This window comes from Microbacterium sp. Clip185 (assembly GCF_028743715.1).
Lineage (GTDB): Bacteria > Actinomycetota > Actinomycetes > Actinomycetales > Microbacteriaceae > Microbacterium.
In genome coordinates this window covers 1,505,151-1,520,526 of sequence record NZ_CP117996.1, presented here as the reverse complement: position 1 = coordinate 1,520,526, position 15,376 = coordinate 1,505,151, and the positions used below count along the sequence as shown (strand labels likewise).

Here is a 15,376-nt window from a genome sequence, read left to right as displayed (position 1 = left end):
CGATGCATCTCACGCGCGTCATCCCGCGACCGCTCGAGCGCATCGATGCCGGCGACGACACGGGTCTCGAGTGGCTGCGCGCCGAATACGAGCCGGCCGAGGAGCGGTCGGTGCGGCTCAACATGATCACGTCGTTGACGGGTTCGGCGACGGGTGCCGACGGCACGAGCGACACGCTCTCGAGCCCCGTCGACCGACGTATTCTCGGGGTCATCCGCGGATGGAGCGATGTCGTCGTGGTGGGCGCTCAGAGCGTGCGCGCCGAGCGGTACGTCGTGCCCAAGCGCACCCGGCTGGCGATCGTCACGCGGACGGGACGACTCGAAGGCCATCGGCTGGCGCCCGACGACGACACCGCCCGCGTCTTCCTCGTGTGCGCGGAGCGCGATGCCGACACCGTGAGGCACAACAGCGACGGCCTCGGACTCGATGTCATCGCGGTTCCGGGCGATGATCTCGACCCCTCCCGCGTCATCTCGGCCTTCGCCGACCGTGGCTGGCTGCGTGTCGTCTGCGAGGGCGGGCCCACGCTCGCCTCGCAATTCGCTCGGTCAGGTGTCATCGACGAGTTCTGTGTGTCCGTTGCGCCGCAGCTCGTGCCGGCGCCGGCGCCGTTCATCCGCGTTCCCGAAGGGCATGCGCTCAGAGCCCCGCATGGGCTGCTCGTTGACGACTCCGGCTTCAGCTATCTGCGGGCTCGACCGTCGGCGTGAGACCGTGCGCGCGCACCCATTCCCGGATGCGGCTGCTCCACCGCTGCGCGTCGTAGTTCCACAGCTTCGTGTGGCGGGCCACCTCGAAGACCTCGAGCTCGACGAGGTCGGGGCGCGCCTGACGAAGGCTGTGCGACGCATCCGAGGGGACGAAGCCGTCGTCGTCGCTGTGCAGGATCAGGATCGGGTCGCGCAGTTCGTCCGCACGGGCGACGACGTCGAGGCGGTCGAACGGGATCGGCGTTCCGGTGCGGGTGAAGGCCGTCCCCCAGTCCGACTCGAGCGCAGAGATGGCGAGTTTCGTCACCGTAGGAGGCAGTTTCATGAGGCCCGCCTGGTAGTCGAGCACGACACGCCAGTCGATCACCGGCGAGTCCAGCACCACACCGGCGATCATGTCGCGGTGCGCCGAGCTGAGCGCCAGCTGGAGCGCGATCGCGCCCCCCATCGACCATCCCATGAGCAGGATGCGGCGCGCGCCGTTGCGGCGGGCGAATCCGATCGCCGCGTCCACATCGCGCCACTCCGTGGCACCGAGCCCGTAGGTTCCCGTGCGGCTGCGCGGCGCCTCGCCGTCGTTGCGGTACGAGACGACGAGCGTCGTGATCCCCAAGCCGTGCATGAGGGGCACGGCGCGGAGGCATTCTGCCCGCGTCGTGCCGCGGCCGTGGATCTGGATGCACCACAGATCCGTCTCCTGCTCCGCGGGGAAGAGCCACGCGGGGCACGGCCCGACTGCCGAACCGATGAGCTGCGAGGTGAAGGGCAGCTGCAGCTGTTCGGGGCGGTCGAAGTACCAGCCGCTGAAGGCCGCTTCGGCGGAGAGCCGCGCATCCTGGCCGACGTGTGTGAGCAGTTTGCGCTTGACGCCCGCTTCGTTCTCGGCGAGGACGCTGCCGAGCTTGACGTAGTCCTCGGTGCCGCGGGTGAACAGTCCGTAGCGCCCGGGAAGCTCGGTGTCGTCATTGCGCTCGAGGGTGATCGTCTGCGACGCCGGATCGAGCGCAAGGATGCGGGTGTCTGCCCGACGCCCGGCGGGCGTCACGACCTGACGCGCGACGCGGATGGCGACGGCCCCGATCAGAGCGGAGCACAACGCGGTCGCGGTCGCGAGGGCGACGGCTGCGCCGCGGAAGAGGGCGAGGGCTGTGGGTGAGGCGCCATGGCGGGCGGCGCGCCTGGAGTCCAACATCGTGGCTTCACTCTAGTCTGTCGCCGTGCCCTCCGACCCAGCCGCACCCGCGTCTGCACTCGACGACGCCGTCGCGCGGATCCTCGAGGTGTCGTTCCGCGAGGACCTCGTCGTGCGCGAGATTCCCGCCCCCTCCGGCATCGCCCCCGCCGCGTTCGCGCTGGCTGGCGATGTACGTCCCGAGCCCGGCGAGCACGAGTCCGCATTCGGCACCGGCCGCTTCCTCCTCCTGCACGATGTGACAGAGCCAGAGCCTTGGGACTCTCCCTGGCGCATCGTGTGCTTCGCGCAAGCACCGCTTGACACGGAGATCGGCACGGATCCGCTCGTCGCAGACGTCGCCTGGTCCTGGCTCGTCGATGCCCTGCAGACGCGCGGCGCTGGCTATCACGCCGCATCCGGCACCGCCACCAAGACCCTGTCCAAGGGCTTCGGGTCGCTTGCCGCCGAGGGCGACGGTGCGCAGATCGAGCTGCGGGCGTCCTGGTCTCCCGAGGGCGAGATCGAACGTCACGTCGAAGCATGGGCAGAATTGGTATGCATGCTCGCCGGGCTCCCACCCGGCTCGGAAGGGATCGCGCAGATCCGGGGAAGGGGTTCATCCCGTGCCTGAGTACTCCGTCATCGCCGACGAAGAAGAGTTCACGTCGGCGATCGCGAGACTCGCCGAGGGTGAAGGTCCGTTCGCTGTCGACGTGGAACGCGCATCCGGTTTCCGCTATTCGCAGCGCGCATACCTCGTGCAGATCTATCGACGCGGATCGGGCGTGTTCCTCATCGACCCGCCCGCCCTGTCCGACTTCGCGCCCCTGCAGTCCGTGCTGGGTACCGCGGACTGGGTACTGCACGCCGCCAGCCAGGATCTCCCGTCGCTGCGGGAGCTGGGATTGGAGCCACCCCGCATCTTCGACACGGAGCTCGCCTCGCGGCTTCTCGGACACGCCCGAGTCGGGCTCGGGGCGGTCGTCGAGGACACGCTGGGCATCACGCTCGCCAAGGCGCACTCCGCGGCGGACTGGTCGACGCGTCCGCTCCCCCAGTCCTGGCTCGAGTACGCCGCACTGGATGTGCTGCATCTGATCGACGTTCGCGACGTACTCGTGTCGGAGCTGGCCGAACAGGGCAAGTCCGAGCTGGCCGAGGAGGAGTTCCAGGCCGTGCTCGACCGGCCCGTGAAGCCGCCGCGGACGGATCCGTGGCGGCGATTGAGCGGTCTGCACACGCTGCGGGGGCGCCGCAACCTCGCCATCGCCCGTGCACTCTGGCAGGCGCGCGAAGAGCTCGCCATCGCGCAGGACGTGTCGCCGGGTCGTCTGGTGCCCGACCGCGCGCTCGTCGCCGCCGTCGCCGCCGCACCCGACAGCAAACGCGCTCTTGCCGCGGTGAAGGAGTTCACCGGTCGCGCAAGCCGGTCGGAGCTCGACCGCTGGTGGGCGGCGATCGAGGAGGGGCGCGCGACGACCGATCTCCCCCTGGAGCGTGTCGGCAGTGATGCTCTGCCTCCGCCGCGCGCATGGATCGACCGCAACCCCGAGGCGGACGCCCGACTGAAGGCGGCACGTCCGCTCGTCGAAGCGCGCGCCGAGGAGTTGACGATGCCGACCGAGAACCTGCTGACCCCCGAGCTGCTGCGACGCGTGGCATGGGAGCCGCCGGCATCGATCGACGCGGACACGGTGGGCGCCGCACTGCTGGCGCTCGGCGCCCGGCAGTGGCAGGTGCGAGAAACCGCACAGGTGATCGCCGATGCTTTTGTGGCTTCCGTGCAATCGGTCGAGAATGCGGCGGAGAGCGCTTCGTAGGTTCGACCCAACCGGTTTTTTCCGGCCCGGAGCCCCTCCTACGTTGGAGGAAACCCCGATCATTGGAGGCAGAGTGGCCGAGATTTCGGACGTCTTCTTCGTCGACGGCATGCGTACGCCCTTCGGGCGCGCCGGCGAGAAGGGCATGTACTGGAACACCCGCGCGGACGATCTGGTGGTCAAGACGATCATCGGCGTCATGGAGCGCAATCCGCAGGTCCCCGCGGACCGCATCGACGATGTCGCCATCGCAGCGACCAGCCAGACGGGCGACCAGGGACTCACCCTCGGCCGATCCGCCGCGATCCTCGCCGGCTTGCCGATGACGGTTCCCGGCTTCGCGATCGACCGCATGTGCGCCGGCGCCATGACCAGCGTCACCACGATGGCCGGCTCCATCGGCGTCGGCATGTACGACGTCGCCCTCGCCGGCGGTGTGGAGCACATGGGGCGTCACCCCATCGGAGCCAACGCCGACCCGAATCCGCGATTCATCGCCGAGCGGATGGTCGACCCGGGAGCGCTGAACATGGGCGTGACCGCGGAGCGTATCTTCGACCGTTTCCCGCACCTGACGCGCGAGCGTAGCGACATGTTCGGCATGCTCAGCCAGCACAAGGCGCAGGCGGCGTACGAGAACGGGAAGTTCCAGCCAGACCTCGTCCCGGTGGCGATCAAGGACGCGGACGGCGCGTGGGGCCTCGCCACCGAAGATGAGGGACGCCGCCCCGAGACGACGCTGGAACAGCTCGCGACCCTGAAGACCCCGTTCCGCCCTCACGGTCGTGTGACGGCGGGCACCTCGTCCCCGTTGACCGACGGCGCCACGATGGGCCTGCTCGCGGGCGGCGGCGCTGTCAAGGAACTCGGGCTGCAACCCAAGATGCGTCTCGTCTCCTTCGCCTTCGCCGGCGTGCAGCCGGAGATCATGGGCATCGGGCCGATCCCCGCAACGGAGAAGGCCCTGCGCAAGGCGGGACTGACGATCGACGACATCGGTCTGTTCGAGCTGAACGAGGCCTTCGCGATCCAGGTGATCTCCCTGCTCGACCATTTCGGGATCGCCGATGACGACCCGCGTGTGAACCCGTGGGGCGGCGCCATCGCGCTCGGACACCCGCTGGCCGCATCCGGTGTGCGTCTGATGATCCAGCTCGCCGCGCAGTTCCGCGAACGGCCGGATGTCCGCTACGGACTCACGGCGATGTGCGTGGGGCTGGGGCAGGGCGGCTCGGTCATCTGGGAGAACCCGTTCTTCGACGGCAAGAAGCGGAAGTGAGTGCGAACATGACCGATTACGACGCCATCGACTTCTCGCCGCTCGATCAGTTCAGCGGCGACGAGGTCGTCACCCACTCCCCCGTGCGCGACATCCGGCTGCCCTCCGGCAAGGTTCTGGCGCTCATCACGCTCGACAACGGCCGGGACCACACGCGACCGAACACCCTCGGACCGGCCACGCTGAAAGAGCTCGGCGACACTCTCACGGCCCTCGCCGCCCGCGCCGCCGCGGGCGAGATCCAGGCCGTCGGCATCACGGGCAAGCAATACATCCTCGCCGCGGGCGCAGACCTCTCGGATGTCTCGAAGGTCCCCTCGCGGGATGCCGCCAAGCTCATCGCGCAGCGCGGTCATCAGGTGTTGGGTCGCTTGTCGGAGCTCGGCGTACCCTCCTTCGCCTTCGTGAACGGCCTGGCGCTGGGTGGTGGGGTCGAGATCGCGCTCAACTCCACCTACCGCACCGTCGACGCATCCGCGGCCGCCATCGCGTTGCCCGAGGTGTTCCTGGGCATCATCCCGGGCTGGGGCGGGTCATACCTGCTCCCCAACCTCATCGGCATCGAGAAGGCGCTCGAGGTCGTCATCTCGAACCCGCTGAAGCAGAACCGGACTCTCAAGCCGCGCCAGGCATACGAACTCGGGATGTTCGACGCGATCTTCTCGCCGGCGAACTTCCTCGAGGAGTCGCTCGTCTGGGCTGACGGCGTCATCGGCGGCACGATCAAGGTGGAACGCAAGAACGAGCCCGGCAAGATCGAGCGCCTCACGAAATGGCCCATCGCGATCAAGATGGCGCGCGGCATGCTCGAGAGCCGCATCGGCACCGTCCCGCGCTCTCCCTACGTCGCTCTCGAGCTTCTCGACGAGGCCAAGGGCGGCACCAGGGCGGAGGGCTTCGCGCGCGAAGACGAGGCGCTCGCAGATCTCGTCATCGGCGACCAGTTCGCCGCCTCGATGTACGCGTTCGACCTCGTGCAGAAGCGCGCCAAGCGCCCGGTCGGTGCACCCGACAAGGCGCTCTCGAAGAAGGTCACGAAGGTCGGCGTCATCGGCGCCGGCCTCATGGCCAGCCAGTTCGCGCTGCTGTTCGTGCGCAAGCTCCGGGTGCCTGTGCTCATCACCGATATCGATCAGGCTCGAGTGGACAAGGGCGTCGCGCACATCCACGAGGAGATCGGCAAGCTGGAGGCGAAGGGTCGGCTTGACGCCGACGCCGCTAACCAGCTGCGCGGGCTCGTCACCGGCACGACCGACAAGTCGCAGTACGCGGACTGCGACTTCGTCATCGAGGCCGTCTTCGAGGAAGTCGGCGTCAAGCAGCAGGTGTTCGCGGAGATCGAGTCGATCGTCGCCGACGACGCGATCCTCGCGACCAACACCTCATCGCTGTCGGTCACCGAGATCGGGTCCAAGCTCGCTCACCCCGAGCGCCTGGTCGGCTTCCACTTCTTCAACCCCGTCGCCGTCATGCCCCTGATCGAGGTGGTCAAGACGGAGGCGACCTCGGATGCGGCGCTGTCCACCGCATTCGTCGTGGCCAAGGGCCTCGGCAAGAACGCGGTGCTCACCGCCGACGCTCCCGGCTTCGTCGTCAACCGACTGCTGGCCAAGGTCATGGGTGAGGCGGCGCGCGCGGTCTACGAGGGCACTCCGCTGCTGACCGTCGAGAAGGCGTTCGCGCCCCTCGGCCTGCCGATGACGCCGTTCCAGCTGATCGATCTCGTCGGCTGGAAGGTGGCCGCGCACGTGCAGGACACGATGGCGCATGCGTTCCCCGACCGGTTCTTCGCTTCGGAGAACTTCCACGAGCTCGCAGAGCTGTCCCAGATCGTGGAGAAGGACAAGAACGGACGGGTCACCGGCTGGACGAAGGCGGCGGAGAAGGTGCTGAAGCCAGCTCTGGGCACGACGCCCGTCGCTGAGGCGGAGATCCTCCAGCGCGTACAGGACGGACTCGCACAGGAGATCCGCATCATGCTGGACGACGAGGTCGTGCCGGAGGTGCAGGACATCGATCTGTGCCTCATCCTCGGCGCCGGCTGGCCGTTCATCGATGGCGGGGCATCGCCCTATCTCGATCGAGAGGGCGCGTCGGAGCGCGTGTTCGGGGCGACGTTCCACAACCCCCCGATCCGCGGCGTCGGCGCCTGACGAACGACGAAGGGGCGGCCCACCGATCGGTGGGCCGCCCCTTCGTTGTTCCGGCGCGTCACGCCTTGCGAGAGCCGACGCCTTCGTCGTCCGGGACACGGAGATCGGCCGCATCCTTCGATCCTCGAGCGACGGGGATCCGGGTACCCAGCACCTGCGCCACGACGTCCTGGGCGATCTTGGCGGCCGTGAGGCCCGCATCCACCAGGATCTGGTCGCGGGAGGCGTGATCGATGAACTCGTCCGGCACCCCGAGCTCGTCCACGGCCGTATCGACGCCGTTCTCGCGGAGCACCTGACGGATGCGGGTACCGATGCCGCCCACCCGGATGCCGTCCTCGATCGTGATCACCAGGCGGTGCGCGGCGGCCAGCTCGATGAGCGAGCCGGCCACGGGGACCACCCATCGGGGATCGACGACCGTCGCACCGATTCCCTGCGCGGACAGTCGCTCGGCGACCTCCATCGCCGTGTGCGCCATGGGACCGATGCCGATGATGAGCACGTCTGCCGCTTGCGGCTTCGCGAGCACGTCGACACCATCGTGCAGACGCTCGACGGCGGGGAGTTCCTCGCCCACCGCTCCCTTCGGATAGCGCAGCACGGTCGGTGCATCCGAGACCTCCACGGCTTCCGCGAGTTCCTCACGCAGCCGGGCAGCGTCGCGTGGCGCGGCGATCCGGATGCGAGGAACCAGCTGCAGCATCGCGAGATCCCAGATCCCGTGGTGGCTCGGCCCATCCGGCCCGGTCACGCCGGCGCGGTCCAGGACGAACGTCACGCCCGCGCGGTGCAACGCCACATCCATCAGCACCTGATCGAACGCACGGTTCATGAACGTCGCGTAGATCGCCACCACCGGATGCAGACCGCCGTAGGCGAGACCTGCCGCGGATGCGGCCGCGTGCTGCTCGGCGATCCCGACGTCGTAGACCCGATCGGGGAACTGCTGCGCGAAGGGCAGAAGACCCGTGGGGCGCAGCATCGCCGCGGTGACGGCGATCACATCAGGACGCGCCGCGCCGATGCGCGCGAGTTCCTCCGCGAAGACGTCGGTCCACGCCGTCCCCGCGCTCGAGCCGAGCGTCGCACCCGTCACGGGGTCGATGCGGCCGACGGCGTGGAACTGGTCGGCCTCGTCCTCGACGGCGGGCTGATAGCCGCGGCCCTTCTCCGTGATGGTGTGCACGATCACGGGAGCACCGTAGTTCTTCGCCAGCTCGAGTGTCTCCAGCAGCGCCCGGATGTCGTGCCCGTCGATCGGGCCCAGGTACTTGATGTCGAGGTTGGAGTACAGCGCCTCGTTGTTGGTGAAACGGGACAGGAAGCCCCGTGTGCCGCCGCGAACGCCCCGATAGAACGCGCGCGCCGCAGGGCCCAGGCGGGTGATGAGGTTACGTGAACCGCGGTGCAGGCTCTGGTAGGCATCGGCGGTGCGGACGCGATTCAGATAGCGTGCCATCCCGCCGATCGTCGGCGCATAGGAGCGGCCGTTGTCGTTGACGACGATGACGAGGTTGCGGTCGTTGTCGTCGGAGATGTTGTTGAGCGCCTCCCAGGTCATGCCGCCGGTGAGCGCACCGTCGCCGACGACGGCAACGACGTGCCGGTCCCGACGCCCCGTCTGCGCGAAGGCACGAGAGATGCCGTCTGCCCAGCTGAGCGAGCTGGAGGCGTGCGAAGACTCGACGATGTCGTGCTCGCTCTCCGACCGCTGCGGGTAGCCGGCCAGGCCCCCGCGCGAGCGAAGCGCCGAGAAGTCCTGCCGTCCGGTGAGCAGCTTGTGCACGTATGACTGATGCCCGGTATCGAAGACGATGGGGTCGTTCGGGGAGTCGAACACGCGGTGCAACGCGATGGTGAGCTCCACGACCCCGAGGTTCGGTCCGAGGTGTCCTCCCGTGCGCGCCACGTTCTCGATGAGGAAGGCGCGGATCTCTCCCGCGAGCTCTTCGAGCTGAGCGGTCGTCAGGGTGCGCAGATCGCTCGGCCGGGTGACGTCGGACAACAACGACATATCTGTTCCCTTCCTCTCGGGCGAGGCCGTCATGAGCGGGTCCCCCCGGCGCCTGCGGGCTCCTGCCGCAACACCTTCGCCATCGGGCGTCCCTTCGCGAGTTCGTCGACGAGCTTGTCGAGGTAGCGGATGCGCTGCATGAGCGGGTCTTCGATCTCCTCGACGCGGATGCCGCAGACCACACCGGTGATCCGATCGACGTGCGGGTTCAGGTGCGCCTGCGCGAAGAACTCCTCGAGGCTCGTGCGCTCGGCGAGGTGACGGGAGATATCCCGGTCCTCGAACCCCGTGAGCCACCGGATGACCTCGTCGAGCTCGGCGCTGGTGCGCCCCTTCCGCTCGATCTTGGCCACGTAGAGCGGGTAGATGTCGGCGAACGGCGTCGCGAAGATCCGGCTCATCTCCACAGGTTAGCCGCTGCAGCAAAAGACGGGCCGGTCCCTTGCCAGGACCGACCCGTCCGGGTGCGAACGCTCAGACGAGCGAGCGCAGCACGTACTGCAGGATGCCGCCGTTGCGGTAGTAGTCCGCCTCACCGGGGGTGTCGATGCGCACCTTCGCCTCGAACGTGATCGTCTGCTTGCCCTCCGGCGAAAACTCGCTCGGCTCGGCCGTGACGGTCACCGTCTTGGGCGTGACGCCCTCGTTGAGCTTCTCCAGGCCCGTGATCGACACGATCTCGGTCCCGTCGAGGCCGAGCGAGGACCAGCTCTCACCCTCGGGGAACTGCAGCGGGACGACGCCCATGCCGATCAGGTTCGAGCGGTGGATGCGCTCGAAGCTCTCGGTGATGACGGCCTTGACGCCGAGCAGGCTCGTGCCCTTGGCCGCCCAGTCGCGCGACGAGCCGGAGCCGTACTCCTTGCCGCCGAACACGACGAGAGGTGTGCCCTGCGCAGCGTAGTTCTGGCAGGCGTCGTAGATGAACGACTGCGGACCACCGGGCTGCGTGAAGTCGCGCGTGTAGCCGCCCTCGACGACCGCCCCGTCGTTGACCGCGCTGACGATCGCGTTCTTGAGGCGGATGTTGGCGAACGTTCCGCGGATCATGACCTCGTGGTTTCCACGGCGAGAGCCGTAGGAGTTGAAGTCCTTCTGCGCGACGCCGTGCTCGGTCAGGTACTGCGCGGCGGGGGTGCCCGCCTTGATGTTTCCTGCCGGGCTGATGTGGTCGGTGGTCACCGAGTCACCCAGGGTCGCCATCACGCGGGCACCGGTGATGTCGGAGACCGGGGTCAGCTCCATCGACATACCGTCGAAGTAGGGCGCCTTGCGCACGTAGGTGGAGTCCGCATCCCACTCGAACACCGGGCCGGTGGGCGTGGGCAGGTTCCGCCAGCGGTCGTCGCCGTCGAAGACGGTCGCGTACTGCTTGATGAACTGCTCGCGCGAGATCGAGGTGTCGATGACGGCCTGTACCTCCTCGGTCGAGGGCCAGATGTCCTTGAGGAACACGTCCTCGCCGTTCTGGTCCTTGCCGAGCGGGTCGTTGTCGAAGTCGAAGTTCATCGAACCCGCCAGCGCGTAGGCCACCACCAGGGGCGGCGACGCGAGGTAGTTCATCTTCACGTCCGGGCTGATGCGACCCTCGAAGTTGCGGTTGCCCGAGAGGACGGCCGTCACGGCGAGGTCGTTCTCGTTGATGGCCTCGGAGACCTCTTCGATGAGCGGACCCGAGTTGCCGATGCAGATCGTGCAGCCGTAGCCGACGGTGTAGAAGCCGAGACCCTCGAGCGACTTGTCGAGGCCCGACTTCTCGTAGTAGTCGGTGACGACCTTCGAGCCCGGGCCGAGCGTCGTCTTGACCCAGGGCTTGCGCGTCAGGCCCTTCTCGACGGCCTTCTTCGCCAGCAGGCCCGCGGCCATCATGACCGAGGGGTTGGACGTGTTGGTGCAGGACGTGATCGCCGCCAGGGTGACCGCGCCGTTGTCGAGGATGTAGGGCGCTCCATCCGGGGGCGTCACCTTGACGGGCTTGGACGCCGCCGCCGGGCCCCCGCTGGAGATCAGGATCTCGCCGGTGTGCACGTGCTCGTCACCGGGCACCGGACCGGGGTCGGATGCGGGGAAGGACTGGTCGCCCTCCAGGTCGACGATCGAGTCCGAGGTGGACGCCGTCGCGTAGTTGAGGATGTCCTTCTCGAACTGAGCCTTGGCCTCCGACAGCAGGATGCGGTCCTGGGGACGCTTGGGGCCGGCGATCGAGGGGACGACCGTGGCGAGGTCGAGCTCCATGTACTCGCTGAAGACCAGCTCGCGAGAGGGGTCGTGCCAGAGGGACTGCTCCTTGGCGTACGCCTCGACGAGCGCGATCGCCTCGTCGCTGCGGCCGGTGAGGCGCAGGTAGTCGAGGGTCACGTCGTCGATGGGGAACATCGCGGCCGTGGAGCCGAACTCCGGGCTCATGTTGCCGATCGTGGCACGGTTGGCCAGGGGGACGGAGGCGACGCCCTCGCCGTAGAACTCGACGAACTTGCCCACGACGCCGTGCTTGCGCAGCATGTCGGTGATCGTCAGGACGACGTCGGTCGCGGTGACACCGGCGGGGATCTCGCCGGTGAGCTTGAAGCCGACGACGCGCGGGATCAGCATGGAGACCGGCTGACCGAGCATCGCAGCCTCTGCCTCGATGCCGCCGACGCCCCAACCGAGCACGCCGAGACCGTTGACCATGGTGGTGTGCGAGTCGGTGCCGACACAGGTGTCGGGATAGGCGCGCAGCACACCGTCGACCGAGCGGTCGTAGATCACCTTGGCGAGGTGCTCGATGTTCACCTGGTGCACGATGCCGGTTCCCGGCGGGACGACCTTGAAGTCGTCGAAGGCCGTCTGGCCCCAGCGCAGGAACTGGTAACGCTCGCCGTTGCGCTCGTACTCGATCTCGACGTTGCGCTCGAGCGCGTTCTCGGAACCGAAGAGGTCCGCGATGACCGAGTGGTCGATGACCATCTCGGCAGGCGAGAGCGGGTTGATGCGGTTCGGGTCGCCGCCGAGGGCGGTGACGGCCTCGCGCATCGTGGCGAGGTCCACGATGCAGGGCACACCCGTGAAGTCCTGCATCACGACGCGTGCGGGTGTGAACTGGATCTCGGTGTCGGGCTCCGCATCCGGGTTCCACGAGCCGAGGGCCTGGATCTGCTCCTTCGTCACGTTGGCGCCGTCCTCGGTGCGCAACAGGTTCTCCAGGAGGACCTTGAGACTGAAGGGGAGCTTCTCGTAACCGGCGACCGTGTCGATACGGAAGATCTCGTAGTCGGTGCTGCCGACCGTCAGGGTGCTTTTCGCACCGAAGCTGTCAACCGTGGACACGTCTGTCTCCTTCGTCGGCGTTCACGGGCGTCGTCGCGGGGCCCGATCTGCCCATCTTCCCCGCGTCCGGAAGGGGTTGCTAGGAAGGTAAGCCTTACCCCGTCGCCCGGAAATTTATCTCGATGTCGAGATAAATAGTATCACCGGCGGGTGGACCCTTCCGCGTCGGACACGGCGCCGGTTCGAGGGTATGACGCTCGGACGACCAGCCATGTCACCGCGAGCAACGGTGCGAACAGCGGGAGCCCCATCGCGATCTTCAGCACGCCGAGTGTGGTCACATCGCCCGAAAGATAGAACGGCAGCTGGACCGCCAACTTCGTGAAGAAGAACAGCCCCCAGACCAGCGTGAGCCAGAAGAAGGTGCGACGTTTGCGCCGGTCGCTCCGCCACGCGGTCGCTTCACCCATGAGCCACCCTGCGGCGAGTCCGATGATGGGCCAGCCGATGAAGGCCGAGACGACGAAGGCAGCACCATAGCCCCCATTGATGAAAAACCCGAGGAGGAAGTTGTCCTCACCGCGGCCGGTCCACAAGGCCAGTCCGGCCGCGAGGGCCGCGGCGATCAGACCGCCGAGCGCGGGCGAAGCGTTGCTCCGCCAGATCAGGCGCACCACCGTGAACAACGCCGCGATGCCCACCGACAGCCCGAGGGACAGCGGGAGGTTCCCTGTCCCGACCGCGGGGTCCTGCGTCGCCGTGAAGGTGACCACGAAGACGAGGCTCGGAAGCACGGACTCGATGATGCCGCGCCATCCGCCGATGGCCCGCCACACCACGTGACCCGTGCTCGCCTCCTGCGCCGGGTCCAGCCCCGCGCGTCGCGCGGCCGCGCCCAGAGCGGATCCGATGAGCTCGGACGCGCGGGGCTCGGCGGGCGCCGGCGGTTCCAGCGACGGCCGCTCGCCGTGCGTCTCGTCGGAGCTCACGCGGCGCCCGGGGTCGCCGGCATCTTCAGAGGGATCAGGTCGCGCGGCGGCATCGGCGTGCCACCGCGGACCACCACGAGCGATCGGAAGAGATCCTCGATCTGAGCCGCGGCGTCGACGTTGGACGTCGCCGCTCCTCCGATCACACCGCGCAGGAACCAGCGAGGACCGTCGACGCCGACGAAGCGCGCGAGCCGCTTGGCGCCGCTTCCGGCGTCGCCGGCGACGACGACCGGGACCTCGGCGAGCAGCTCCGGGCCGAGCGGCCCCTCACGCTCCTCGACCCGCCCGCCCTGCTGACGTACCTGCTGGCGGATCTGCTCTCGGGTCTCCTCCCAGAGCCCGCTGGAGCGGGGCGCGGCGAACGGCTGCACCTGGAGCGTGGAGTCCGCATAGTCGAGTCCGACGGCGACGATGCGCTTCGTCTGCTCCTCGACCTCCAGCCGCAGGTTGAGCCCCTCGCGCGGCAGCACCTTGATCGCACCCAGATCGATGTAGGGACGAACCGGGTTCACCTCCGACTCGTCGAAGGGTCCCGCGGTCTCGCGGTCGATCGGAGCGCTCTTGCCGCTCGGTTCCAGAGATGCGTCGGTCATCGGGTCGTCCTCGCAGAAGTGTCGTATCCGGTGGAGCCGAAGCCCCCTTCGCCGCGCACGCTGGCGGGCAGCTCGTCGACCGGCAGGAAGCGCACCGGCGGGATCGGAAGGACCACCAGCTGCGCGATCCGGTCCCCCGCCGAGACCTCGTAGGCCTCCGTGCGGTCGGTGTTCAGGAGCGCGACCTTGATCTCGCCGCGGTAACCCGCATCGACGGTCCCCGGGGCGTTGACCACCGTCACCCCGTGCTTGGCCGCGAGCCCCGAACGGGGCATGACGAACGCCGCGTACCCCTCGGGCAGCGCGATGCGCACGCCGGTGCCCACGAGAGCACGTTCTCCGGGACCGAGTCGCACCCCCTCCGCGGCGATCAGGTCGGCGCCGGCGTCGCCCGGATGAGCGAACGCCGGGACGACGGGCGCGATAATGGGGATGTCCACGCTTTCGGCCACCTCACGAGGGTAATGCAGAACATGACTTCCGACGTCGTCTATCGCGAACGCCTGAGCCCCTCGCTGTGGACGCTCGTCGCAGCCGCGGTCTGCGCCCCCATGGTGGCGCTCGCCCTCTCCCCCGTCGACACCACTCTCGCGCTGGTGGCGGGCGTCGCGGTCGCGGCCCTGATCGTCTGGGCCCTGATGGCGACCGCGCCTCGCGTCGAGGTCATTGGTGGGGAGCTTCGTGCGGGTCGAGCCCACATCCCGGTCGACCTTCTGGGAGAGCCGGTCGCCTACTCGGGCGAGGACGCGCGGTTCGCGCGTGGCCGGGATGCCGACCCTCGGTCGTGGATGCTGGTGCGCGGCGGAATCGGTGGGGCGGTCGTCGTTCCCGTCGAGGATGCGGACGATCCGACACCGGCGTGGGTGGTGTCCTCACGGACCCCCGACCGACTCGCCGCGGCGGTGCGCAGAGCGCAGGTCAGGCAGCGCACTCCACGCAGATAGCGCCGAGCGACTCCTCGTGGTCGATCTGTGAGCGGTGCTTCACCAGGAAGCAGCTGACGCAGGTGAACTCGTCCTCCTGCGCGGGGAGCACGACGACGTCGAGCTCCAGGTCCGAAAGGTCGGCGCCGGGCAGCTCGAAGCCCGACGGGTTGTCGGCGTCCTCGACGTCGACGGCCCCGGACATCTTGTCCGGAACGCGCTCCTTGAGCGCTTCGATGGACTCGCTGTCGTCTTCGGTCTTGCGGGGGGCGTCGTAGTCCGTAGCCATTCTTCTCGTGTCTCTTGTCGCGTTGTGGATCTCCCGCCGTCGGGCAGGCGGCGATAGTTTGCATGACCGGGTGGCATTTAGCAAATGCGGATGCATGGTGCTCTCACCGCGGTCGGCACGCATCGAAACTCGCGCCACGCCCCGGATATTCCCGCCAGCGGGGACGCCCTGTGT

The 15,376-nt window shown here is 68.3% G+C and carries 14 protein-coding genes; 6 read left to right on the top strand and 8 right to left on the bottom strand.

Going from position 1 to position 15,376, the window contains the following annotated elements; translation table 11 throughout:
* The first annotated feature begins 2 nt into the window (after positions 1-2).
* Positions 3-713: a dihydrofolate reductase family protein gene (locus PQV94_RS07290; RefSeq protein ID WP_274288090.1), complete on the top strand. Its 711-nt coding sequence runs from the start codon at positions 3-5 to the stop codon at positions 711-713.
* On the opposite strand, the gene PQV94_RS07285 is transcribed toward PQV94_RS07290, so the two are convergent.
* On the bottom strand, positions 682-1,905 hold the full coding sequence (locus tag PQV94_RS07285; protein ID WP_274288089.1) for an alpha/beta hydrolase family protein: 1,224 nt from the start codon (positions 1,903-1,905) through the stop codon (positions 682-684). The genes PQV94_RS07290 and PQV94_RS07285 overlap by 32 nt on opposite strands.
* Positions 1,906-1,930: 25 nt before the next feature.
* Between PQV94_RS07285 and PQV94_RS07280 the strand changes: the two genes are divergently transcribed.
* The 4 genes from PQV94_RS07280 to PQV94_RS07265 all read left to right on the top strand — a co-directional run bounded on the left by PQV94_RS07280 (position 1,931) and on the right by PQV94_RS07265 (position 7,139).
* Complete coding sequence (locus PQV94_RS07280; protein ID WP_274288088.1) at positions 1,931-2,518, top strand: DUF3000 domain-containing protein; 588 nt, start codon at positions 1,931-1,933, stop codon at positions 2,516-2,518.
* Complete coding sequence (locus PQV94_RS07275) at positions 2,511-3,707, top strand: ribonuclease D (protein WP_274288087.1); 1,197 nt, start codon at positions 2,511-2,513, stop codon at positions 3,705-3,707. The genes PQV94_RS07280 and PQV94_RS07275 overlap by 8 nt, the downstream gene beginning before the upstream one ends.
* Positions 3,708-3,780: 73 nt before the next feature.
* Complete coding sequence (locus PQV94_RS07270; protein ID WP_274288086.1) at positions 3,781-4,986, top strand: thiolase family protein; 1,206 nt, start codon at positions 3,781-3,783, stop codon at positions 4,984-4,986.
* 8 nt (positions 4,987-4,994) lie between these two features.
* On the top strand, positions 4,995-7,139 hold the full coding sequence (locus PQV94_RS07265) for a 3-hydroxyacyl-CoA dehydrogenase NAD-binding domain-containing protein (RefSeq protein WP_274288085.1): 2,145 nt from the start codon (positions 4,995-4,997) through the stop codon (positions 7,137-7,139).
* Positions 7,140-7,197: 58 nt separating this feature from the next.
* On the opposite strand, the gene dxs is transcribed toward PQV94_RS07265, so the two are convergent.
* From dxs to dut, 6 genes are all read right to left on the bottom strand, one after another.
* Positions 7,198-9,156 carry a 1-deoxy-D-xylulose-5-phosphate synthase gene (gene dxs, locus PQV94_RS07260; RefSeq protein WP_274288084.1) on the bottom strand — a complete coding sequence of 653 codons (1,959 nt, stop codon included), beginning with the start codon at positions 9,154-9,156 and terminating at the stop codon, positions 7,198-7,200.
* A gap of 29 nt (positions 9,157-9,185) precedes the next feature.
* Positions 9,186-9,557, bottom strand: a complete 372-nt coding sequence (locus PQV94_RS07255; RefSeq protein ID WP_274288083.1) for a DUF2200 domain-containing protein — start codon at positions 9,555-9,557, stop codon at positions 9,186-9,188.
* Between the two features lie 73 nt (positions 9,558-9,630).
* On the bottom strand, positions 9,631-12,465 hold the full coding sequence (locus PQV94_RS07250) for an aconitate hydratase (protein WP_274288082.1): 2,835 nt from the start codon (positions 12,463-12,465) through the stop codon (positions 9,631-9,633).
* A 140-nt stretch (positions 12,466-12,605) separates the two neighbouring features.
* Positions 12,606-13,394, bottom strand: a complete 789-nt coding sequence (locus tag PQV94_RS07245) for a DUF3159 domain-containing protein (RefSeq protein WP_274288081.1) — start codon at positions 13,392-13,394, stop codon at positions 12,606-12,608.
* Positions 13,391-13,990: a DUF3710 domain-containing protein gene (locus PQV94_RS07240; RefSeq protein ID WP_274288080.1), complete on the bottom strand. Its 600-nt coding sequence runs from the start codon at positions 13,988-13,990 to the stop codon at positions 13,391-13,393. The genes PQV94_RS07245 and PQV94_RS07240 overlap by 4 nt, the downstream gene beginning before the upstream one ends.
* Positions 13,987-14,442 (bottom strand): dUTP diphosphatase, encoded by a 456-nt coding sequence (dut, locus tag PQV94_RS07235; protein ID WP_274288079.1) that lies wholly within the window; start codon positions 14,440-14,442, stop codon positions 13,987-13,989. The genes PQV94_RS07240 and dut overlap by 4 nt, the downstream gene beginning before the upstream one ends.
* Before the next feature lie 21 nt (positions 14,443-14,463).
* Here dut and PQV94_RS07230 point away from each other — a divergent pair, with 21 nt between their 5' ends.
* Positions 14,464-14,934: a DUF3093 domain-containing protein gene (locus PQV94_RS07230; protein WP_337994373.1), complete on the top strand. Its 471-nt coding sequence runs from the start codon at positions 14,464-14,466 to the stop codon at positions 14,932-14,934.
* On the opposite strand, the gene PQV94_RS07225 is transcribed toward PQV94_RS07230, so the two are convergent.
* Positions 14,909-15,202, bottom strand: coding sequence for a DUF4193 domain-containing protein (locus tag PQV94_RS07225; RefSeq protein WP_137416906.1), 294 nt, complete (start codon positions 15,200-15,202; stop codon positions 14,909-14,911). The two genes, PQV94_RS07230 and PQV94_RS07225, sit on opposite strands and share 26 nt — an antisense overlap.
* Between the last annotated feature and the right edge of the window lie 174 nt (positions 15,203-15,376).